Origin of the sequence: Dorea ammoniilytica (assembly GCF_025567415.1) — a bacterium.
GTDB classification, from domain to species: Bacteria; Bacillota; Clostridia; order Lachnospirales; family Lachnospiraceae; genus Claveliimonas; species Claveliimonas ammoniilytica.
Map to the genome: position 1 here is coordinate 411570 of NZ_JAOQJV010000001.1, position 22069 is coordinate 433638.

21 protein-coding genes are annotated in these 22069 nt (G+C 42.9%); 2 read left to right on the forward strand and 19 right to left on the reverse strand.

The window, feature by feature from the left end; genetic code table 11:
* Nucleotides 1-31 precede the first annotated feature (31 nt).
* From tpiA to OCV65_RS02015, 8 genes are all read right to left on the reverse strand, one after another.
* A complete protein-coding gene (tpiA, locus tag OCV65_RS01980; protein WP_118383556.1) occupies nt 32-781 on the reverse strand; it encodes a triose-phosphate isomerase in 750 nt (249 codons plus the stop codon).
* Nucleotides 782-802: 21 nt separating this feature from the next.
* Nucleotides 803-1996, reverse strand: a complete 1194-nt coding sequence (locus OCV65_RS01985) for a phosphoglycerate kinase (RefSeq protein ID WP_118451968.1) — start codon at nt 1994-1996, stop codon at nt 803-805.
* 91 nt (nt 1997-2087) lie between these two features.
* Nucleotides 2088-3101 carry a type I glyceraldehyde-3-phosphate dehydrogenase gene (gene gap / locus OCV65_RS01990; RefSeq protein ID WP_118383554.1) on the reverse strand — a complete coding sequence of 338 codons (1014 nt, stop codon included), beginning with the start codon at nt 3099-3101 and terminating at the stop codon, nt 2088-2090.
* A 192-nt stretch (nt 3102-3293) separates the two neighbouring features.
* Nucleotides 3294-4091, reverse strand: coding sequence for a histidinol-phosphatase HisJ family protein (locus tag OCV65_RS01995; RefSeq protein ID WP_262580753.1), 798 nt, complete (start codon nt 4089-4091; stop codon nt 3294-3296).
* 2 nt (nt 4092-4093) lie between these two features.
* Nucleotides 4094-5179 carry a tRNA 2-thiouridine(34) synthase MnmA gene (mnmA, locus tag OCV65_RS02000; RefSeq protein ID WP_262580755.1) on the reverse strand — a complete coding sequence of 362 codons (1086 nt, stop codon included), beginning with the start codon at nt 5177-5179 and terminating at the stop codon, nt 4094-4096.
* A 15-nt stretch (nt 5180-5194) separates the two neighbouring features.
* Nucleotides 5195-5638 (reverse strand): Fe-S cluster assembly scaffold protein NifU, encoded by a 444-nt coding sequence (gene nifU, locus OCV65_RS02005; RefSeq protein WP_118451971.1) that lies wholly within the window; start codon nt 5636-5638, stop codon nt 5195-5197.
* 72 nt (nt 5639-5710) lie between these two features.
* On the reverse strand, nt 5711-6895 hold the full coding sequence (gene nifS / locus OCV65_RS02010; RefSeq protein ID WP_262580757.1) for a cysteine desulfurase NifS: 1185 nt from the start codon (nt 6893-6895) through the stop codon (nt 5711-5713).
* A 62-nt stretch (nt 6896-6957) separates the two neighbouring features.
* Entirely contained in the window at nt 6958-7416 is a 459-nt protein-coding gene (locus OCV65_RS02015) for an RrF2 family transcriptional regulator (protein ID WP_118383549.1), read from the reverse strand.
* Between the two features lie 130 nt (nt 7417-7546).
* Here OCV65_RS02015 and OCV65_RS02020 point away from each other — a divergent pair, with 130 nt between their 5' ends.
* Nucleotides 7547-8878: an oligosaccharide flippase family protein gene (locus OCV65_RS02020; protein ID WP_262580759.1), complete on the forward strand. Its 1332-nt coding sequence runs from the start codon at nt 7547-7549 to the stop codon at nt 8876-8878.
* Between the two features lie 86 nt (nt 8879-8964).
* Here OCV65_RS02020 and OCV65_RS02025 read toward each other — a convergent pair whose 3' ends face one another.
* From OCV65_RS02025 to OCV65_RS02075, 11 genes are all read right to left on the reverse strand, one after another.
* Complete coding sequence (locus tag OCV65_RS02025) at nt 8965-9702, reverse strand: tyrosine-type recombinase/integrase (protein WP_118451975.1); 738 nt, start codon at nt 9700-9702, stop codon at nt 8965-8967.
* A 52-nt stretch (nt 9703-9754) separates the two neighbouring features.
* Entirely contained in the window at nt 9755-10291 is a 537-nt protein-coding gene (locus OCV65_RS02030; protein WP_262580760.1) for a stage II sporulation protein M, read from the reverse strand.
* Nucleotides 10292-10352: 61 nt separating this feature from the next.
* A complete protein-coding gene (locus OCV65_RS02035; RefSeq protein WP_118451977.1) occupies nt 10353-10892 on the reverse strand; it encodes an NUDIX hydrolase in 540 nt (179 codons plus the stop codon).
* 129 nt (nt 10893-11021) lie between these two features.
* On the reverse strand, nt 11022-12575 hold the full coding sequence (gene rny, locus OCV65_RS02040) for a ribonuclease Y (protein WP_118451978.1): 1554 nt from the start codon (nt 12573-12575) through the stop codon (nt 11022-11024).
* A 72-nt stretch (nt 12576-12647) separates the two neighbouring features.
* Complete coding sequence (locus tag OCV65_RS02045; RefSeq protein ID WP_262580761.1) at nt 12648-13262, reverse strand: regulatory protein RecX; 615 nt, start codon at nt 13260-13262, stop codon at nt 12648-12650.
* Nucleotides 13263-13265: 3 nt separating this feature from the next.
* Nucleotides 13266-14324 carry a recombinase RecA gene (recA, locus tag OCV65_RS02050; protein ID WP_118451980.1) on the reverse strand — a complete coding sequence of 353 codons (1059 nt, stop codon included), beginning with the start codon at nt 14322-14324 and terminating at the stop codon, nt 13266-13268.
* Nucleotides 14325-14528: 204 nt separating this feature from the next.
* Nucleotides 14529-16115 carry a sodium:solute symporter family protein gene (locus tag OCV65_RS02055; RefSeq protein ID WP_262580762.1) on the reverse strand — a complete coding sequence of 529 codons (1587 nt, stop codon included), beginning with the start codon at nt 16113-16115 and terminating at the stop codon, nt 14529-14531.
* A gap of 153 nt (nt 16116-16268) precedes the next feature.
* Nucleotides 16269-16673 (reverse strand): C-GCAxxG-C-C family protein, encoded by a 405-nt coding sequence (locus OCV65_RS02060; protein WP_262580763.1) that lies wholly within the window; start codon nt 16671-16673, stop codon nt 16269-16271.
* On the reverse strand, nt 16663-17334 hold the full coding sequence (locus OCV65_RS02065; protein WP_118451983.1) for an LbetaH domain-containing protein: 672 nt from the start codon (nt 17332-17334) through the stop codon (nt 16663-16665). Before OCV65_RS02065 ends, OCV65_RS02060 begins: the two co-directional genes overlap by 11 nt.
* Nucleotides 17331-19316, reverse strand: coding sequence for a DNA topoisomerase III (gene topB, locus OCV65_RS02070; RefSeq protein WP_262580764.1), 1986 nt, complete (start codon nt 19314-19316; stop codon nt 17331-17333). Before topB ends, OCV65_RS02065 begins: the two co-directional genes overlap by 4 nt.
* A 20-nt stretch (nt 19317-19336) precedes the next feature.
* Entirely contained in the window at nt 19337-20194 is an 858-nt protein-coding gene (locus OCV65_RS02075; RefSeq protein WP_262580765.1) for a patatin-like phospholipase family protein, read from the reverse strand.
* Nucleotides 20195-20315: 121 nt separating this feature from the next.
* On the opposite strand from OCV65_RS02075, the gene OCV65_RS02080 reads away from it, so the two are divergent.
* On the forward strand, nt 20316-21950 hold the full coding sequence (locus tag OCV65_RS02080; RefSeq protein ID WP_118383540.1) for an ABC-F family ATP-binding cassette domain-containing protein: 1635 nt from the start codon (nt 20316-20318) through the stop codon (nt 21948-21950).
* The last annotated feature ends 119 nt before the right edge of the window (nt 21951-22069 follow it).

Here is a 22069-nt window from a genome sequence, read left to right on the forward strand (position 1 = left end):
TCTTTCCACCCCCACGACCTGAAATTTTGTCTTATTTGTAGTTAACGATTTTTCCGAAATCTGGCTTCAGAGCTGCGCCGCCTACAAGACCACCGTCGATATCCGGCTGAGCAAATAATTCAGGAGCTGTAGTAGCATTAACAGATCCGCCGTACTGAATACGGATTGCTTCTGCAGTAGCTTCATCATATACTTCAGCGATGCAGGCACGAATACCTGAGCATACTTCCTGAGCCTGCTCTGTAGTAGCTGTCTTACCTGTTCCGATAGCCCAGATTGGCTCGTAAGCGATAACCATTGTCTTAGCCTGATCAGCTGTTACATTCTGCAGACCAACTTTAACCTGCTGACGGATGAAGTCCATTGTAACTCCCTGCTCTCTCTGCTCAAGAGTCTCTCCACAGCACATGATTGGTGTAATACCATGCTCAAATGCTTTCAGGACTTTCTTGTTAACTGTCTCGTTAGTCTCAGCAAAATACTCTCTTCTCTCTGAATGTCCAAGTACTACATACTTAACACCGGCATCTACCAGCATAGCCGGTGAAATCTCGCCTGTGTAAGCACCTTTCTCTTCAAAGTACATGTTCTCAGCACCAACCTGAATGTTCGTTCCTTTAACAGCCTCAGCTACTGGAATAATATCAATAGCCGGTACGCAGAATACTACGTCTACATCATCACTAGCTACCAGCGGTTTCAATTCCTCAACAAGGGCTACTGCCTCACTTGGTGTCTTATTCATTTTCCAGTTACCTGCAACAATTTTTCTTCTTGCCATGTTTGTTCTACCTCTTTCTTCTTATTTATCGTTAGCAGCAGCCACACCAGGAAGTTCCTTTCCTTCCAGAAATTCCAGAGAAGCTCCACCACCTGTAGAGATATGTGTCATCTTATCTCCGTATCCAAGCTGGTTAACTGCTGCTGCAGAATCACCACCGCCAATGATAGTAACAGCGTCTGTCTCAGCAAGAGCCTTAGCTACTGCCTCTGTACCCTTTGCAAAGTTTGGCATCTCAAAACATCCCATTGGTCCATTCCATACAACTGTCTTCGCATCTTTTACTGCTGCTGCAAAGATCTTAGCTGTCTCTGGTCCGATATCAAGACCTTCCCAACCTTCCGGAATCTCACCAGCATTTACCACTTTGCTGTTAGCATCATTTGAAAAATCATCTGCGATCACATTATCTACCGGCAGAAGGAGTTTAACGCCCTTTTCATCTGCTTTCTTCAGCATGTTCAGTGCATATTCACAATAGTCTTCCTCAAGCAGGGATTTACCAACTGAGCCACCTTTTGCTTTGCAGAATGTGTAAGACATTCCACCACCGATGATCAGGGTATCTACCTTATCGATCAAATTCTCGATTACAGAAATCTTGCTTGATACTTTAGCTCCGCCAAGGATAGCAACAAACGGTCTCTCCGGATTATTAACTGCATTGCCAAGGAAGTCAATCTCTTTCTGCATCAGGTAACCAACCACAGCTGTATCAACAAACTGTGTTACACCTACGTTAGAGCAGTGTGCTCTGTGAGCTGTACCAAATGCATCATTTACAAAAACATCGCAAAGAGAAGCCAGCTCCTTAGAGAATGCCTCTCCGTTCTTTGTCTCTTCTGCTCTGTATCGTGTATTCTGAAGAAGAATCACCTCTCCGTCTTTCATAGCGTCAACAGCAGCTTTTACACTGTCATCTACTACTACATCACTCGGAACAAATTTAACTTCCTGATCCAGCAGTTCTGAAAGACGAACAGCTACAGGTGCCAGTGAAAGTTCCGGCTTTGGTTCTCCCTTTGGCTTACCAAGATGTGAGCAAAGGATCACACGTCCTCCATCAGCAATCAGCTTCTTGATTGTAGGAAGTGCAGCTACCAGACGGTTCTCGTCTGTGATCTTACCATCGATCAATGGTACATTAAAATCACATCTGCACAGAACCTTTTTCCCCTTTACATTAATATCATCAACAGATTTTTTGTTAAGCATAATTTCATCTCCTTCAAATTAATCATGATAGAAAAAAGGATCCGGTCCAAACCGACCGGACCCTTTTGAGTCTCTTATAAAATCAATTACATTATGCTAATTCAGCAAAGTATTTGATTGTTCTAACCATCTGGCTTGTGTAAGAGTTCTCATTGTCATACCAAGAAACAACCTGAACCTCTGTAGTTCCGTTGTCAAGTGGCAGAACCATTGTCTGAGTAGAATCAAACAGAGAACCATATCTCATACCAACGATATCGCTGGAAACGATCTCATCTGTGTTGTATCCGAATGACTCTGTAGAAGCTGCCTTCATAGCTGCGTTGATCTGATCAACTGTAACTTCTCCGTCAACAACTGCTGTCAGGATTGTTGTAGATCCTGTAGGGGTTGGTACACGCTGAGCAGCTCCGATAAGCTTTCCGTTCAGTTCTGGGATAACCAGACCGATTGCTTTAGCAGCACCTGTGCTGTTAGGAACGATGTTAACTGCTGCTGCACGAGATCTTCTCAGATCACCCTTTCTCTGTGGGCCATCAAGAGTCATCTGATCTCCTGTGTAAGCGTGAATTGTGCACATGATACCAGACTTGATCGGTGCAAGATCGTTCAGAGCCTTAGCCATTGGTGCAAGACAGTTTGTTGTACAAGAAGCTGCAGAAATAACTGTATCTTCTGGCTTAAGTACGTTATGGTTTACATTGTATACGATTGTAGGAAGGTCATTTCCTGCTGGTGCAGAGATAACAACTTTTCTAGCTCCTGCCTTGATGTGAGCAGATGCTTTTTCTTTAGATGTGTAGAATCCTGTACACTCCAGAACTACGTCTACACCGATCTCTCCCCAAGGAAGCTCTTCAGCGTTAGCCTTTGCATAAATCTTGATTTCTTTTCCGTCTACGATGATAGAATCATCTGTAGCTTCAACCTTGTCAGCCAGAGCGTATGTTCCCTGTGATGAGTCATACTTTAACAGGTGAGCAAGCATCTTAGGTGATGTAAGGTCATTGATTGCAACTACATCGTATCCTTCTGCTCCGAACATCTGTCTGAATGCAAGACGTCCAATACGTCCAAATCCATTAATCGCTACTTTTACTGCCATGATTAATTCCTCCTAATATGATTTTGACTGTTATACAGCCGTTTTTATTTGAAATTCCTTAACATCTTGTTAAAGAATCATCAACCAGTCTTAATTTTACTAAATATCGCAAAAAAATTCAACCCTCTTTTATCTTTTTATAATAGGAACGGTATTTCTTTCAAAAAACCGTGGATTTTCCACATTTTTCTATTAAATTTTCACAAAGAGTGGTTTTCTTCCTTTGAACTCCGTATAATACTTGAATCCACAGGATTTCAAAATATCATCAGCCAGATGATAGTCGTAAGCAATATGCTCAGGGATATGTCCATCTGCGCCGACTGTGATAATCTCACCGCCAAGCTCCCGATATCGTTTTATGATCTCCGGCTGCGGATGTGGTGCTCCCAACCCATACTTAAGACCGGACATATTCATCTCAATGCCCTTGCCATGCGCGATTACCTGTTTTAATATTTCTTCGATTATATCCATATAGTCATTTAAATCAAAGCCCTTACTTCCCTGATTGCTGTATCTCACAATGTAATCCAGATGTCCCAGCACATCGTACGATTTAATCTTCTGTACATCCTGAAGCATTTCCTCAAAATAGATCTTATATCCTTCCGGATCACTGTGCTTCTGAAAGAAATCCAGTGCCACATCATGTTCCAGCACCGAATGCACAGAACCGATCACAAAATCAAATGGATGCTGCGCCATGAAATTCTGATAATATTCCGCAAGATACGGCTGCATGCCGATCTCAGCGCCGATCCGGATCTCAATCCGATCCCGGTATTCTTCCTGCAGCTCTATCATTTTCTGAAAATACGATTCCACATCGAATATTGCTTCATCGCCCCAGTCCAGATTATCTTTATCGTAATGATCCGTAAAACAGATTACCGACAGACCTTTTGCGATCGCATTCTCGACCATATCTTCCGGTCTGGTCTCCGAATCATTCGAAAAACCGCAATGCATATGCACATCTGCTCTCATATCTATTTTCCTCCCGTAATCGTACCGCCACCCAGCACATATTCACCGTCATACCATACCACTGCCTGCCCAGGCGTCACAGCGCGTTGTGGTTCGTCAAATGTACAGACCACTTCATCCGGTCCTGTCTTTTCAATCACACACCACGCACCTTTATGATTATATCGAATCTTCGCCCACACTCGTTTTGGTTCTGCAAGATCCTCCACGGACATGAAATTCAGCTGAACTGCCCGTACTGTATTTGTTAGTGACTCATCATATCCACCGATCACTACTTCATTCGTCTCCGGTCTGATTTCAAGAACAAACGCAGGATATCCAAGTGCCAGTCCCAGTCCTTTACGCTGGCCGACAGTGTAATGGATAATCCCCTTATGACGTCCAATCACCTTACCATCCGCAGTCACAAAATTACCTTCCGGGAATCTGGTGTCTCTGTATTCTTCAATAAAAGACGCATAATCACCGTCCGGCACAAAGCAAATGTCCTGACTGTCAGGCTTATGTGCCACAGGAAGACAGGCTTCCTCAGCCATCTTACGGATCTCATCCTTTTCGTAAGCACCTACCGGCATTAACGTTCTTGAAAGCTGATCCTGTGTAAGATTATACAAAGCATAAGTCTGATCCTTTTTTTCGGTACGAGATGTACGCAATGCATATCTGCCATTCGGCAGCTTATCCACCCGCGCATAATGACCGGTTGCAATATAGTCGGCACCAATATCCATACTTCTCTTAAGAAGAGATTCCCATTTCACATATCGATTACATGCAATACATGGATTCGGCGTTCTGCCGTTGGTATATTCTCCCACAAAATAATCGATTACATACGCACGAAAATCGTCTTTAAAATTCATTACATAATAAGGAATTCCAATCTCGGCCGCAACTCTTCTGGCATCATCCACTGCACTCAATCCACAGCATCCGCCATTCTCTTCCTGGATGAATTCGTCTTCATCCTGCCAGATCTGCATCGTCACACCAATCACATCATAACCCTGCTGTTTCAAAAGCAAAGCTGCCACCGATGAATCTACTCCACCGGACATTCCTACTACTACTTTCTTACGGTCCATATTTCCCGTCCTTTTTTAATATTCCTCTTCTTCCTCTTCTTCGCCTTCATGGATATCTGACTTTGGCTTAGAAAGTCCCTTGATCTCGATACCATTCTTCTCTGCATAATCCCAGAGTGCCGCATGAATTGCTTCTTCTGCAAGAAGTGAGCAGTGTACTTTTACCGGCGGAAGTCCGTCCAGAGCTTCCATAACCGCTTTATTAGTCACTTCCATGGCTTCCTGGATATTCTTTCCTTTTACCAGTTCTGTAGCCATACTGCTGGTTGCGACAGCCGCGCCACAGCCAAACGTCTTAAACTTTACATCTCGGATAATCTGATTTTCATCAATATCCAGATAAATTCTCATGATATCTCCACATTTTGCATTACCAACTGTACCCACACCGCTGGCGTTCTCAATCTCTCCCATATTTCTAGGATGCTGGAAATGATCCATTACCTTTTCTGTATACATAGTTTTCCTCCATTTTTATCTCTGTTATGTCTCTGTCTATATTCAAGTCGAACGTCTGACTAATCTGTATAATTATCTGTTCTGTTTTCTAACAAAATCTTCATAAAGTGGTGACATTGCACGAAGGTCAGCCACAATCTTCTTCAGACAATCTACTACATAATCAATATCTTCTTTGGTTGTATCTTCACCCAATGTCAGGCGAAGTGATCCGTGAGCAATCTCATGAGGCAATCCGATTGCAAGAAGAACATGTGACGGATCCAGGGATCCCGATGTACATGCTGAGCCGCTTGATCCACAGATTCCTTTCATGTCAAGCATGATCAGGAGCGACTCACCTTCTACGAAGCGGAAACAGAAGTTTGCATTATTCGGAAGTCTCTTTTCTCTGTGACCATTAAGCTTTGTATAAGGAATCTCATTCATTACACGCTCAATCAGATAATCTCTTAATTCAATCTCTTTATCTGTACGTTCTTTCATCGTACGCATTGCTCTTGCTGCTGCTGTACCGATTCCAACGATTCCAGGCACATTCTCTGTACCGGCACGACGTTTTCTTTCCTGCGCTCCGCCATGAATAAAGGAACGAATCTTAACACCTTTACGGATGTATGCGAAACCAATTCCCTTTGGTCCGTTAAATTTGTGTCCGCTTGCACTGAGCATATCGATATGATACTCATCTACATTAATCGGCACCTGACCAAATGCCTGTACTGCATCTGTATGGAACAGAATTCCATGTTCATGTGCGATCTCACCGATCTCACGGATTGGCTGAATCGTTCCGATCTCATTATTTGCAAACATGACTGAAATCAAAATCGTAGTCGGACGGATCGCTGCTTTTAATTCTTCCAGATCCACAACACCGTTCTCATCTACTCCAACGTATGTTACTTCAATACCTTTCTTTTCCAGGTATTCACAGCTGTGCAGAATTGCATGATGCTCAATCTTAGTTGTAATAATGTGATTCCCTTTGCCTGCATATGCATCAGCAGTTGCTTTCAGCACCCAGTTATCTGACTCAGATCCACCGGCAGTAAAATAAATCTCATTAGACTGAGCTCCAAGTGCCTCTGCAATGATCTCTCGCTGCTTTGTAATTACATCTTTGTTCTGAGATCCGATGCTATATACGGTAGACGGGTTACCATACTTTTCTGTAAAATAAGGGATCATGGCATCCAGTACTTCCGGTGCCGTCCTTGTAGTAGCTGCATTATCCAGATAAATAATCTTTTCCATTCTGTATTTCCTCCTTAAGGTCTGTATCTTTTTGTCTTCCTGATTAATCTGCTGATCCTATTCTATTGATCACATTTCTTTGCATGACTTCTGTCACTTCCAGATAGCTGCCTGCTTTCTTTTACGAGTGTATCCAGCTTCATCTCATCTACCGTTCGATTAATGCTTTCATTAATCTTCCTCCAGACATACTTGGTGACACACTCTCCGGCTGCTTCGCATTCCCCATCTGGATTGAATCCATCACAATCTACAGGTTCCAGGCTTCCCTCCAGGGCACGAAGCACATCACCTACCGATATTTCAGAAGCATCCCTCGCCAGCACATATCCGCCGCCGGCTCCGCGTACGCTTCGAATCAGTCCATTCTTTCTGAGTAAAGACATCAACTGCTCCAGATATCGTTCTGAAAGGCTCTGGCGTTCTGCAATCTTACAGATCGGTACCGGTTCTTTCTCACTGTATACCGCGATATCAATCATTGCACGCAGTCCATATCTTCCCTTTGTAGAAAGCTTCAATTCATCACCTTCTTTTAAATCCCTACTTTTTTACTAGGATTTACGTATGTAGAATATCACTGGGAAATGGTTCTGTCAAGGCGAATTTGGGAATAAATTATAAAGATAATGTAAATAAAGGGGTCACTCCATGCAGCGAAAAATCCTCATTAAAGGAACATTAATTCTTACATTTACAGGCATTGCTACCCGATTGATCGGTTTCTTCTACCGGATTTTCTTAAGCCGTTCCTTCGGAGAAACAGCAGTTGGTCTATATCAGTTGATTTTTCCTGTCTATGCACTTGCAATTTCATTCACAAGTGCTGGTATCCAAACCGCTGTTTCCAGATCGGTTGCACGTGAGCACACACTTCATCGAGATAAAAAATGCACCTGCCTTCTTTACACTGGGATAGGACTTTCTTTTCTGTTATCTATGATTACCATGTATCTGCTTCAGCATTACAACTCTGCAATCGCAATTCATTTTTTACACGAGCCAAGATGCATGTTTTCTATTACTGCCATGTCATACGCAATCCCCTTTGCATCCATTCACAGTTGTATCTGCGGATATTACCTGGGGTTAAAGCAGACACGTATTCCGGCATTTTCACAACTGATCGAGCAGACTTCCCGGGTTGTTTTTGTCTGTCTATTATTTACCGTTTTTACGAGAAACGGTTCCCATGCGAACGTTGCTCTCGCAGTCGCCGGACTTGCAGCCGGAGAATTTTTCTCTATGAGTTACAGCCTGTATATTCTTCGCAGCAAACAGGGTATTACACTTGCGCATAGCCAGGCTACTCCTTCCATGTTTTTATCTTCCTTAAAAGAGTTAACAGCTTTGTCCGTTCCGTTAACTGCTAATCGAATACTTCTGAATATTTTGCAGAGCATTGAAGCCGTATCCATTCCGGTGCAGCTTCGTGCCTTTGGCATGGATACGAATAATGCTTTACGTATGTATGGCGTGTTGACAGGCATGGCACTTCCATTGATTTTGTTTCCAACTGCAGTCAGCAATTCAATAGCCTCTATGACATTACCTGCCATTGCAGAGCTGCAGGCATCCAGAAATCATACTGCCATAAAAATTTTTGTCAGTAGACTATGCCTTGGAAGTCTCCTGTTGGGAGCAATGTGCAGCGTAGTTTTTTTATTTGGCGGCAGTCTTGCAGGTATCTGGCTCTTTCACAGTTCACTTGCCGGCAAATTCATCACCACATTGGCCTGGATCTGTCCATTTCTATACACTAACAGTATCCTTACAAGCATAATCAATGGTCTGGGCAAACCATTTATTTCTTTTCTGTACAACAGTCTTCACCTGATCATCCGGATTCTGAGCATCTACATATATATTCCGCAGAAAGGTATCTACGGTTATTTAATCGGATTATTATTCAGTCAGGTACTTCTGTTCTTTTTGTCTCTTCAGTTTTTATACCGATATTTCCAAAAGGGCGAGACATTATAAGAGCCACACCCATAAAGGATGTGGCTCCTGATTTTATTGTTCTGATTTCATTGTCTTTTGTAATTCTGTTGAGTTAAAAGGGCAAATTAAGAGTGACGAAGCATACTTGGAGTAATCGTTCCCTTAATTCCTGCCTTGGCAGCATAACCTTTCAGAATCTTCCAAAAGCCCTGACGGCTCATCTTCTTTCCAGAAATATTCGGGAAAAGAATGTCTGATTCAGTACCCTTAAGCAGCTTATCACGACCGCTTCTCAAATATGCGTTCATTGCTTTCTGCGCCTGACGATCTAACGGATATGCATTCTGATTACCTTCAAAATGGCACTGCAAATATCCGAGTTCTGTATTGATATCGCCCACTTTCAGACCGACCAATTCTTCTACCATGATACCGGTAGAATATAACAGTTCGATCATTGCTTTGTCTCTCAAAAGCTTCGGTGTCTTGCCATTAGGAACAGCAAGCACTTTCTTAACATCTTCCTTGGATGCACTCTTCGGTGCACGCCGCTCAATCTTTGGACTGGTCAGTGTAGAAGACACGTCCTCAGCCAGAATTCCTTCTCTGACAAGATATTGGAAAAATCCTTTTATGGATGCAACATTTCTTGAAATTGTCGTATTGGTCAGCCCTTGTTTCTCCATATAAAGCATGTAAGAATTCAAATTTGTGACCGTAATCTGTGTAACATCAGATACATTCTGTGCATCAAGATACTTTACAAGCTTCATCAGATCACGCCTGTATGCCATCTCAGTATTCAAGGAAATTCCTTTTGTTTTTTTCAGATATTCAACATACTCTAATACTTTATTTTCCATATTCTTATCTCCTATTGTATATATAAGATTATAAGTAAAAATGCGGTAAAAATCAAATCCTTTTTAGTATCATTTTTACCAAAATTGGATTCGCTTTATATTCTAACGCAATACCCATACAAATAGCAAGACAAAATGCTATAGTTTTTTCATAATTCCACTGTTTTTTTGGATAGAAGAAGATTGTCATAAACAAAATACCATATGCAAACAAATAACATGCCATATGTGGCAGCAATCCAACCACACAAAACAACACGCCGCTAACTCCGTGATTCATTACCGCACATGTAAAATACACGCCGCAAAGTATGCCCGTCCATACCAGAAATACAGTTGAACCAATTCTGCGAAAGCGTGTCATTCCGATCAGCGCAAGAATAATCGCGGGTAAAACACGCAGCCGAACGAGATATCCCAGGTACTGTACCCCTTTTATGTCTGTTTTCTGAAATTGTTCTGCAAAATTCCGGTTGAATATTCCCATAGACGAGATATATTCTCCAGCACTCATATTCATATAGACAATCCCCAACAGAAAACCAATCATATAAATCAATATCACTACTCTGCTCTGATTCTTTATCATTGCTCACCTCGTACTGTCAGGATATTTCATTATATGCCCGCTCCGTTCCTTTATACCTGCTTTAGCGATTATATTTCACTGCATATGCCATGATGGCAGCGATTGTCTTGGAATCTTCAATCTCACCGGAAAAGATCTTTTTCTTCAGTTCATCCAATGTATAGGCTTTCACGTCAATATACTCATCCTCATCCAAATCCTGGCTGGTCGGTATCAGATCATGTGCTGTAAAAATCTCAATCCGTTCATCACAGAATGCAACCGTTGTCCGAAGCGTGATCAGCCATTCCAACTTATCTGAACGATACCCCGTCTCCTCTTCCAGTTCTCTGGCAGCACATACAATCCCTTCCTCTTTCGGGTCATCGAGCTTGCCAGCCGGAAGCTCCAGTGTATATCTCTCCAATGCATTCCGATACTGACGCACCATCAGAAGTCTTCCGTCATCCATAACCGGCACTACAGCCGCCGCACCGTCGTGATGAATAAAGTCCCATTTAGCAGTATTACCATTTTCAAATTGCATGGTGTCACAGTAAATGTCCAGCACTGCTCCTTTGTGTACCAGTTCTCTTTTTATTCTTCTTACTTCATCAGCCATTTGCGTTCTCCTTTCGTTTTATGATATTCTCTTTATGATAGTTGTTATAAAATAATGTTACATTCTTTAATTATACAAAAAACCGGGCCGAAGCCCGGTTTTTCTGACATTATCTTCTATACAGATGCCTTATTTTGCGTAATCTGTTACCCGCGATTCACGGATGACATTTACCTTAATCTGTCCCGGATATTCCAATTCATATTCAATCTGTTTTGAAATATCTCTGGCCAGTAATACCATATCTGCATCAGATACCTGTTCTGGAACTACCATGATTCGAATCTCTCTACCTGCCTGAATAGCAAAAGATTTTTCAACACCCTTAAACTGGTTGCTGATATCCTCTAATTGTTTTAATCTGTTTGTGTATGTTTCGATTGTCTCTCTTCTCGCACCTGGTCTTGCTGCTGAAATTGTATCTGCCGCCTGTACTACACATGCGATCAGAGTTTCCGGCTCCACATCGCCATGATGTGATTCAACCGCATTAATAACGGTTGCCGACTCCTTGTATTTTCTACAAAGATCCACACCTATCTGAATATGCGATCCTTCAACATCGTGGTCAATGGATTTACCAATATCGTGCAGAAGTCCGGCACGCTTAGCAAGACGTACATCCAGACCGATCTCTCCGGCTAATAATCCGGAAAGCTGTGCTACTTCAATGGAATGCTTCAATGCATTCTGTCCATAGCTCGTTCTGAACTTCATACGTCCAAGAAGCTTGATCAATTCTGGATGGATGCCATGAACACCAACTTCGAGAGCTGCTGCTTCACCTTCCTCACGAATGATCGCATCTACTTCCTTCTGCGCTTTTTCTACCATCTCTTCGATTCTTGCCGGATGAATGCGTCCGTCTACGATCAACTTCTCCAAAGCAATTCGCGCTACTTCACGGCGAATCGGATCAAATCCGGAGAGAACTACTGCTTCCGGTGTATCATCAATAATCAGTTCTACACCTGTCAGAGTTTCGAGTGTACGTATATTACGACCCTCTCGTCCGATAATCCTTCCCTTCATCTCATCATTCGGAAGCTGAACAACCGAAATGGTGGTCTCTGCTACATGATCGGCAGCGCATCTCTGGATAGCAGTAACGACATATTCTTTTGCCTTCTTGTCTGCCTCTTCCTTTGCCTGCGCTTCCATTTCTTTTATCATTTTCGCAGTGTCATGTTTCACATCGTCTTCAACAGTTTTTAACAAATATTCTTTTGCCTGTTCGGAGGTAAGTCCTGAGATTCTTTCCAGTTCCTGTACTCTTTGCTTACTCAGCTCTTCCACTTTCGCTTCACGCTGACGTAAATGTTCTTCCTTTGCCGTAAATGCCGCTTCACGTCTCTCGATTGCGTCAGACTTCTTGTCTAAAGACTCTTCCTTGGACAGAACTCTCTTCTCATAACGCTGTAACTCTGCTCTACGTTCTTTGGTTTCCTTTTCGAGCTCATTCTTCGTCTTGATAGATTCTTCTTTAATTTCCAAGAGAGATTCCTTCTTCTTCGCCTCGGCTGTTTTAACTGCATCATCAATAATCTCGCGAGCTCTGCTTTCCGCATTACCAATTTTAGACTCAGCATTCTTTCTGAGATTGGATACCGTCACGAAATGACTGACAACTGCGGCTACAATGACTAATACTGCGGCTACAGCAATCACAATTCCTATTGGCACAGGATCACCTCCTTATTAAATTTTCATTGTACAAATACAACATTTAAATTTTATACTGTTTTCACAAATATGTCAAGTATTCCACTCGTTAATCTGTATTACTTGACGGATATCTTCATAACCAAATCCTTTTCTTGCCAGATAGCCGTATATTTTACGCATTTCCTGATCTGTAGCACTCTTCGGATCATATCTCTTTTTCCGTAAAAGATCACGTATAGCATTCAGAGAATCTTCCGCACTGTAGTATTCACTCAGAATCTCCCGCACCCGTTCCATATCTACACCCTTCTTCATCAGAAGTGCATAAATCTCTTTCTTACTTTTACTATTCTTCCTGCTTTCAATAAATCGTCGGATATAAGACTCGTCGTTAATATAGCCAAAAGACTTCACATAGGCAATTGCCTCATCCGCAATGTCTGCCGGATAATCACCATTCAGTAATTTGGTGCGCAGCTGGCTTTCTGTACGGTCCATATCATTCAGCAGATGCATCGCCCGCAACTTTGCTCTTTTCAAAACAACCTTTTCCCGTATCTCCTGATATACTTCTTCACTCAGCTCGCCATCTTCCTGTATTCTATAGCGAAACAGTTCGCCTTTATAAAGTGTAAAGGCGAACTGTCCATCCAGATATACTTTAAACTTAGTCTTACTTACCGACTTGATATCTGTAATCTGCATCTTTTATTCCACATCTTTTCCCGCGCTCTTGTCTGAATCTGCGGTCTCTTCTGTTGCATCTGCATCCTCAGTCACCTGATAATGTGCACGTACTTTATGATCGATCTCTTCCATCTTATCCGGATGAGATGCAAGCCACTGCTTGGCGTTCTCACGTCCCTGTCCAATCTTATCTCCATCATAAGCAAACCATGATCCACTCTTATTCACAATACCAAGGTTCGTCGCCAGATCCAGGATATCTCCTTCCTTGGAAATACCTTTACCGAACATGATGTCAAATTCAGCCTCTTTGAAAGGTGGCGCGATCTTGTTCTTAACCACTTTAACACGAACTCGGTTACCTACCATCTCGCCGCTCTGCTTCAAAGTCTCAATACGACGGATATCCATACGGATAGAAGCATAGAACTTCAGCGCACGACCACCTGTAGTAGTCTCCGGATTACCGAACATCACACCAACCTTCTCACGTAACTGATTGATAAAGATCACGACACAGTTCGACTTGCTGATAACAGGTGTAAGCTTCCTAAGCGCCTGAGACATCAGTCTTGCCTGCAGACCTACATGTGAATCACCCATATCACCTTCTATCTCCTGTCTCGGTACAAGCGCTGCTACAGAGTCCACTACGATAATATCCATCGCACCGGAACGTACCATAGTCTCAGTAATCTCCAACGCCTGATCACCGCTGTCCGGCTGTGAAATATACAGTTCGTCAATATTCACACCGATATTCTTCGCATATACAGGATCCAGTGCATGTTCTGCATCAATAAATCCTGCAATACCACCCTGCTTCTGTACTTCTGAAATCATATGAAGTGCTACTGTAGTCTTACCACTTGACTCAGGGCCATATATCTCGATCACTCGTCCTCTTGGTACCCCGCCAAGTCCTAATGCAATATCCAGGCTCAGAGAACCTGTTGGAACAGTCTCTACTGCAACTCTGGCAGCCGGATCTCCCAGCTTCATCACTGTACCTTTACCAAAATCCTTCTCCAGCTTCGCTATCGCTGCATCTAATGCTTTCTTCTTATCATCACTTGCCATGTTATAATCTCCTTACATCTCGAACGCTTTCTCGAACATTCGTTCGTCATCATGTATTAATAGTATTATAGTTCTCAAAAAAAGTCAACAATTAATTTCACAGATCTGTATATGTGAACATAATACAGCAGACTGCGGTTATTGTCAACCGCAGTCTGTGTTTTAATTCTGATATGATACTTTTACATTTCCAAAATCGCATTTTTACTCCTGAAGAGAAGTTTTCTTTGTAATCGTAATTTTTTCACTGTAGCATGAGAACATATTTTCCAGAACCTTCTTATCCTGTTTTCCTGTAAATACACTTATGATTGGGACAATAATCAGTCCGCCTACCATTGCTACCACACCGGAATTAATGGATGATTTAAAAATGTAACTGAGTACAGTTCCCCAGCCGCTCACATCGGTTCCTGTAAGTGTGATCACTAACTGCAATACAGCCACAGCACATCCCCAGACAAAGCATACAGCTACGGATGTCTTGCTGATTCCTTTCCAGTACAATCCATATAAAAACGGTGCAAGAAATGCTCCTGCAAGCGCTCCCCAGGACACACCCATCATCTGGGCAATAAATGTAACTTCCGGATGTGCATCCTTGAAAATTGCGATCACTGCAGATACGATGATGAAAAATACGATGAATAACCGCATTGTAGATACCAGCTGTTCATCCGGTATTTTTTTCTTTGATGCCGGTCTGATCACATCCAGTGTAAATGTAGAACTGGATGTTAGTACCAGTGATGACAGTGTGGACATGGATGCCGACAATACAAGCACAATTACCACCGCAATTACAATAGACGGAAGTGTCGATAACATCGTAGGGATGATTGTGTCAAATAACGGTTTTCCGGTCATTTCATTGATCACAACACGGTCTGCATATAACCGTCCGAAACCTCCAAGGAAGTAACATCCGCCTGCCACGATAATCGCAAATATTGTAGAAATCACGGTACCTTTATGGATATCCTTTTCACTCTTAATGGCATAGAATTTACCAACCATCTGCGGCAATCCCCAGGTACCAAGAGATGTAAGGATAACTACAAAAAGAAGTGCCAGCGGATCCGGTCCGAGAAATGCTGTGTACGCACCCTGCCACCCCGCATCTCCGGTAACAGAGGCAAGTGTCCTGGTAGCATTAAGCAGTCCGCCGTTATCCATCAGTACCGCGCCGATTACAGCACAGATACCAAACAGCATGATAATTCCCTGAATAAAATCATTGATTGCTGTAGCCATGTAACCGCCAAAGATAACATACACACCGGTCAGTACTGCCATAACCACAATAACTATCCAGTAAGGAATATCAAACACCAGACCAAACAGACTCGATAATCCGTTGTAAAGAGATGCAGTGTATGGAATCAGAAAGATAAATACAATCACAGAAGCTGCCACTTTTAATGGGACAGATTCAAATCTCTTTCCAAAAAAATCCGGCATTGTCTTGGCATCCAGATGCTGCGTCATAACTCTTGTTCTTCTTCCCAGAACATTCCACGCAAGCAGCGAACCGATAAACGCATTACCAAGTCCCGCCCAGGTAGATGCGAGACCAAAGTTCCAGCCAAACTGTCCCGCATATCCCACAAAGATAACTGCTGAAAAGTATGATGTTCCAAAAGCAAATGCTGTAAGCCATGGACCTACACCGCGCCCGCCAAGAACAAAACCATTCACATCCTTAGCATGTTTTCTAGAATAAAATCCAACGTACACCATAACTCCAAAAAAGATGATTAACATTATGGCACACAGTAATTCTTTCGACATATTCATTTCCTCCATTCATTTCTCTCATTCTCAAAAACACCGCCGCTTTAAACCGTTGCGCTTTAAAGTGTTAAAGTTGATGTTGTTATAATATCACAGGATGAATATACTGTCAATAAAAAAGATTCGGTTTAAAAGCCGAATCTTTTTATGCTATATGATAATCTCTAATACTTCTACTGCTGTTTTCACACATTCTCTGCAGCATGGCAATGGCTGTGCTCCTTTATCCGTAAGCAAATCTCTGCACATCAGAGATCCCTTCTTTTCTTCAAACAGACGAGCAGCCTCCATAATCTTGTTATAAGTATCTGATTTCGTCATATATGGATCAGAGAGATTTCCTGCTGAATTGGCAAGACCTATAGTCATAAACATCCCAACAACTGCACCGCAAGTATCTTTAAGACCTCCCATTCCCAGACCAAATCCTTCTGTCATGCGAAATACATCTTTTTCTTCTAAGCCAAATTCCTCACAATAACAACATATAACTGACTGGCAGCAGTTATACATGTGATTAAATTTGTCTTCCGCTATTTGAAGCTTAGATTCCATATTTTTCCACAACCTCGCCCTGTTTTTTGTAAATGCTTCCTGCCGGCACCACTCCTCTTACGGATGAAAGCGGATAGATATTACTGTGTGCTCCCACAACTGTTCCGGGATTCAGCACAGATCCGCAGCCTACCTCTACTTCATCTCCAAGCATTGCTCCGAATTTCTTGATACCGGTCTCAATATTGCCTTCCGGAGTCTTAACAACTACCAGCTTCTTGTCGGATTTTACATTAGAAGTAATAGAACCTGCTCCCATATGCGCCTTATAACCAAGAATGGAGTCACCTACATAATTGTAATGTGGCACCTGAACTTTGTTAAATAGCACAACATTTTTCAGCTCTGTAGAATTGCCCACAACCGCGCCTTCACCTACGATCGCATTGCCACGGATAAACGCACAATGTCTCACTTCTGCGTTCTTACCGATAATTGCCGGTCCGTGAATGTATGCAGACGGAAATACATTGGCAGATCTGGCGATCCATACGTCATCTCCCACTTTCTCATACTCGTCTGCCGGAAGCGTAGCTCCCAATTTCAGGATGAATGCGCTAATCTTTGGCAACACTTCCCATGGATAAGTAACTCCTTCAAACAAATCCTTCGCAATCGTCTCATCCAGTGTGTACAGTTCTTTGACAGTTATTTCTTTCATGATTTCTTTCCTTTCTTATAGAATCCAGCCGCACGGTCATAACATCCGCGCAGTTCATATTGATTATTCAGCCGCAGTACCCCCATGGTTCTGGACCGTATAAAGTTCTCTAATTTAGTCATATATTCTTCTGAAGTAATATCGCCTTCAGCCACATAAGTAAGCCCCTTTTCCCAACTTGCGGTAAGCTCCGGATTCAAAAGGGACCGAATAGAATGTTCCACCACGTCATAAATCATCTCGCCTTCCAGTGTCGGCGTTACGATCTGTGTCTTTTTATTCAATGCCAGATAGCCGTTATTAAATAACTTCTTCAGAATCTCTCCTCTGGTAGCGCTGGTTCCAATACCACTTCCTTTAATCTGGGCACGGAGTTCCTCGTCCTCAATAAGCTGACCTGCATTTTCCATTGCAAGAATCAATGAACCGGAATTATACCGTTTTGGCGGAGAGGTCTTCCCTTCCCGGATAGACAGGTCTGTCACCGGAAGAGCCATGCCTTTACGGAGTGATTTAACTGCTTCCAGAAGTGCATTTTCTCCGGATTCGTCCTCCTCCTTTTGTCCCGGCACACCAGCTACTTTCATATATCCCTTTTCTGCCAGAACTTTGGTACTGGTAAAAAACGACTCTTCTCTTATCTTACCGGTTACCAGCACTTTCTGATATACCGCCGGCGGATAGAAGATACTTAAGAATCTCCGAACGATCACATCATAGATCTGCCCGGACAAATGAGACAGACTCTTTAATGCACTCTCTCCCTGTCCGGTCGGAATGATCGCATAGTGGTCTGTAATCTGCTTGTCATTCACATATCGAGTCTTTGCCAGTCCCTTATGACTTCCCATAGTCACAATATCATTCAGAAATGGTACCGCCGGACTATATTTCATGAGTCCGTTCAGATTCTTATGGATTTCCTTTGCCACAGCCGTTGAAAGCACTCTGGCATCCGTTCTCGGATAAGTAACCAGTTTCTTCTCATAGAGTTCCTGTACTACCCGCAGTGTCTCGTCAGGACTGATCTTAAAGCGCTTGGAACATTCATTCTGAAGTTCCGCCAGGTTAAACAGCAGTGGTGGATTCTTCTTTTCTTTTTTCTTTTCAATGGATTCGATCCGATACATACACGGCTCTTCTTCTTTTAGATAACGGATCAGTTCCTCCGCAGTTTCTTTTTTCTTGAATCCGTTTTCCTTGTAAAGAAGCGGAGATGCATAATACCTGGACCCTTCTACCGCTTTCCATTCGCCTTCCAGCTTCTGCCCATTCACTTCTACGGTACTGAGGACACGGTAAAACGGAGTCTCCACAAATTCACGTATTTCCCGTTCTCTGCGGACAACCATGCCAAGTACACAGGTCATAACTCTTCCTACAGAAATAACGGAATACTTTTTATTCAGATAATTCGATATACTGTTACCATATTTCAATGTCAGAAGACGGGAAAAATTAATTCCCATCAGATAATCCTCTTTGGCGCGCAGATAAGCCGATGCCGATAGATTATCATATTCTGACAGATCCTTTGCCTCTCTGATCCCACGCAGGATTTCTTCTTCTGTCTGGGAATCAATCCAGACTCTTAATCTCTTTTTATTCTGTACACCGGTCATCTGTTCCACCAGACGATAGATGTATTCTCCCTCACGACCGGAGTCGGTACAGACATAAATGGTATCTACATCATCTCGTTTCAACAAACCGGATACAATCCGAAACTGCTTGGAAGTCTGTGGAATAACTTCGTATTTGAATTCATCCGGCAAAAAAGGCAGAGTCTCCAGACTCCACCGTTTGTATTTCATATCGTAGACTTCCGGATAGCTCATCGTGACCAGATGTCCCACACACCATGTCACGATACTGTCTTCTGCTTCCAGATAGCCGTCGCCGCGCTTTGTCTTTAAGTGAAGCGCCTTGGCAAATTCCTGCGCCACACTTGGTTTCTCAGCTATATATAGCGATTTACCCATATATTATCTCCAGTTCTGTCTTATTCTTCCATATATCGGAGCAGATTTGTATACTCCTTCTTCATCAGAGCATAACCATGCTCATAAAAGCTCATCAGCTTATCATAATCACGCTCCAGTCTGGATACCGTCGGAACCATCGGACGAATCACATAAATCCTTCCTTCTGCTTCCAGCTTCTCTACCAGTTCCATCGTACGGTTATACATACGATTCCTGTGAACAGCACACGCCGCCATCTTTGGATAGCTCTTGTATGCTTTGCGGTAAAGCTTCGCCGTCCCCTTAGACACCGGTTTCTTTCGGTAACCCGGATTACGCGTAAGCACTACGATGATCTTGTCATTACCACTTTTCAATGCATGACGGATCGGCACAGAATCAGCCACTCCACCATCCAGATATGGCACGCCATCAATATTCACCATCGGTGAAACCAGCGGCATACTGCTGGATGCACGGCACAGCCTCATCAGACGTTCTCTGTCGCTGTGTTCTTCCATATATTCTGCTTTACCGGTCACGCAGTTCGTCGTTACAATCTCACATTTTATATTGGATGCAAAAAATGTATCATAATCAAATGGATAGATTTCATTCGGATAACGGTCAAAGATCATATCCATATTTAATAAACTTTTGTCTTTTAAAAATCTTCTTACTCCCTGATAGTAACTGTATTCCTTCTCTCTGTGGATCATACAGTCTCTGGTCCTGCCCGGCTGTCTGGATACATAATCCACGCCATTGCAGCTTCCGGCAGATACGCCGATAACATGGGAGGTATAGAACTCTTTTTCCATCAGGTAGTCCAATACGCCTGATGTGAATACTCCCCTGGTGGCTCCGCCTTCCAGTATCATGGTTGCATGATGCATGATATCCCCTTCTTTCTAATTACAACAAGTATGGCATAATTATATACCAGCTTCCTTGCTATTTCCATGTTTTTTTGATAAGATTGTCTGCGGATATAAGAATAAGGAGGATTATCAAGCTATGATAAGCACAAGCAATGTTACCCTGCGTGTCGGTAAAAAGGCGCTATTTGAAGATGTAAGCATCAAGTTTACCGAAGGCAACTGCTATGGTCTGATCGGAGCAAATGGTGCCGGTAAATCGACATTTTTAAAGATTCTGTCCGGTCAGTTAGAGCCTACCAACGGTGAAGTGATCATTACGCCTGGTGAGCGTTTGTCATTTCTTCAGCAGGATCATTTTAAATATGATGAATACATGGTTCTTGATACGGTCATCATGGGCAATGCCAGACTGTACGAGATTATGAAAGAAAAAGAAGTACTCTATGCCAAAGAAGATTTTACTGATGAAGATGGAATCCGTGCCAGCGAACTGGAAGGCGAGTTTGCAACCATGAACGGATGGGAAGCCGAGTCCGATGCCGCTACACTTCTGAATGGACTTGGAATTGGTACCGAACTCCATTACACCATGATGAAGGATCTTCCTGGCCCGGATAAAGTAAAAGTTCTTCTTGCCCAGGCACTGTTTGGCAACCCGGACATCCTGCTTCTGGATGAGCCGACGAACCATTTGGATCTGGATGCTATCGGATGGCTGGAAGAATTTCTGATCAACTTTGACAATACCGTAATCGTAGTGTCACATGACCGTTATTTCCTGAACAAGGTATGTACACAGATTGCTGATATCGATTATGGCAAAATCAAGCTCTATGCCGGTAACTATGACTTCTGGTACGAATCCAGCCAGCTACTGATCCGCCAGATGAAAGAAGCTAACAAAAAAAAGGAAGAAAAGATCAAAGAGTTGCAGGACTTTATTTCCAGATTCAGTGCCAACGCTTCCAAATCCAAACAGGCAACTTCCCGTAAACGTGCCCTGGAGAAGATCCAGCTCGATGATATTCAGCCGTCTAGCCGTAAATACCCATACATCAATTTCACTCCAAACCGTTCCATCGGTAATGAGGTACTCACCGTTGACGGACTAAGCAAAACGATTGAGGGTGAAAAAATTCTGGACAATATCAGTTTCACACTGAACCGAGAAGACAAGGTTGCATTTGTCGGCGGCAATGAGCTTGCTAAGACAACACTTTTCCAGATCCTGATGGGTGAAATGGAACCGGATGAAGGTACTTATAAATGGGGTGTCACCACTTCACAGGCGTACTTCCCATTGGACAGCACCTCTGAATTCGACAATGAAGATACCATCGTAGAATGGCTGACACAGTATTCTGAAAACAAAGATGCCACTTACGTGCGTGGCTTCCTTGGACGTATGCTGTTCGGTGGTGACGACGGTGTTAAGAAAGTAAAGGTTCTCTCCGGTGGTGAGAAGGTACGCTGTCTTCTGTCAAAGATGATGATCTCCGGTGCTAATGTACTGCTTTTTGATGAACCGACCAACCACCTTGATATGGAATCCATCACCGCTCTGAATAACGGTATGATCAAATTCCCTGGTGTGATCTTATTTACATCCCGTGACCACCAGATCGTGCAGACCACTGCCAACCGTATCATGGAAATCGTACCGGGCGGCAAAATGATCGATAAGATCACCACCTATGATGAATATCTGGAAAATGACGAACTGGCAAGAAAGCGTCAGACATACACGGTTGAAAGTGATGATGAAGATTAAACTTACAAAAAGAACTCTCGTGGAATCTGAACTGCTTCCCGTCAAGTAGACAATCAAAAAAATAAAAACTATTTCTGCCACCAGATACGAGAAACTGGTGGCAGTTTTTATGCCGCCAA

What these genes read in the sequence shown, in the direction of transcription:
- tpiA (WP_118383556.1), bottom strand. Translation starts at nt 781, where the DNA reads ATGGCAAGAAGAAAAATTGTTGCAGGTAACTGGAAAATGAATAAGACA.
- OCV65_RS01985 (WP_118451968.1), bottom strand. Translation starts at nt 1,996, where the DNA reads ATGCTTAACAAAAAATCTGTTGATGATATTAATGTAAAGGGGAAAAAG.
- gap (WP_118383554.1), bottom strand. Translation starts at nt 3,101, where the DNA reads ATGGCAGTAAAAGTAGCGATTAATGGATTTGGACGTATTGGACGTCTT.
- OCV65_RS01995 (WP_262580753.1), bottom strand. Translation starts at nt 4,091, where the DNA reads ATGAGAGCAGATGTGCATATGCATTGCGGTTTTTCGAATGATTCGGAG.
- mnmA (WP_262580755.1), bottom strand. Translation starts at nt 5,179, where the DNA reads ATGGACCGTAAGAAAGTAGTAGTAGGAATGTCCGGTGGAGTAGATTCA.
- nifU (WP_118451971.1), bottom strand. Translation starts at nt 5,638, where the DNA reads ATGTATACAGAAAAGGTAATGGATCATTTCCAGCATCCTAGAAATATG.
- nifS (WP_262580757.1), bottom strand. Translation starts at nt 6,895, where the DNA reads ATGGAAAAGATTATTTATCTGGATAATGCAGCTACTACAAGGACGGCA.
- OCV65_RS02020 (WP_262580759.1), top strand. Translation starts at nt 7,547, where the DNA reads ATGCAGCGAAAAATCCTCATTAAAGGAACATTAATTCTTACATTTACA.
- OCV65_RS02025 (WP_118451975.1), bottom strand. Translation starts at nt 9,702, where the DNA reads ATGGAAAATAAAGTATTAGAGTATGTTGAATATCTGAAAAAAACAAAA.
- OCV65_RS02030 (WP_262580760.1), bottom strand. Translation starts at nt 10,291, where the DNA reads ATGATAAAGAATCAGAGCAGAGTAGTGATATTGATTTATATGATTGGT.
- OCV65_RS02035 (WP_118451977.1), bottom strand. Translation starts at nt 10,892, where the DNA reads ATGGCTGATGAAGTAAGAAGAATAAAAAGAGAACTGGTACACAAAGGA.
- OCV65_RS02045 (WP_262580761.1), bottom strand. Translation starts at nt 13,262, where the DNA reads ATGCAGATTACAGATATCAAGTCGGTAAGTAAGACTAAGTTTAAAGTA.
- recA (WP_118451980.1), bottom strand. Translation starts at nt 14,324, where the DNA reads ATGGCAAGTGATGATAAGAAGAAAGCATTAGATGCAGCGATAGCGAAG.
- OCV65_RS02055 (WP_262580762.1), bottom strand. Translation starts at nt 16,115, where the DNA reads ATGTCGAAAGAATTACTGTGTGCCATAATGTTAATCATCTTTTTTGGA.
- OCV65_RS02060 (WP_262580763.1), bottom strand. Translation starts at nt 16,673, where the DNA reads ATGGAATCTAAGCTTCAAATAGCGGAAGACAAATTTAATCACATGTAT.
- OCV65_RS02065 (WP_118451983.1), bottom strand. Translation starts at nt 17,334, where the DNA reads ATGAAAGAAATAACTGTCAAAGAACTGTACACACTGGATGAGACGATT.
- topB (WP_262580764.1), bottom strand. Translation starts at nt 19,316, where the DNA reads ATGGGTAAATCGCTATATATAGCTGAGAAACCAAGTGTGGCGCAGGAA.
- OCV65_RS02075 (WP_262580765.1), bottom strand. Translation starts at nt 20,194, where the DNA reads ATGCATCATGCAACCATGATACTGGAAGGCGGAGCCACCAGGGGAGTA.
- OCV65_RS02080 (WP_118383540.1), top strand. Translation starts at nt 20,316, where the DNA reads ATGATAAGCACAAGCAATGTTACCCTGCGTGTCGGTAAAAAGGCGCTA.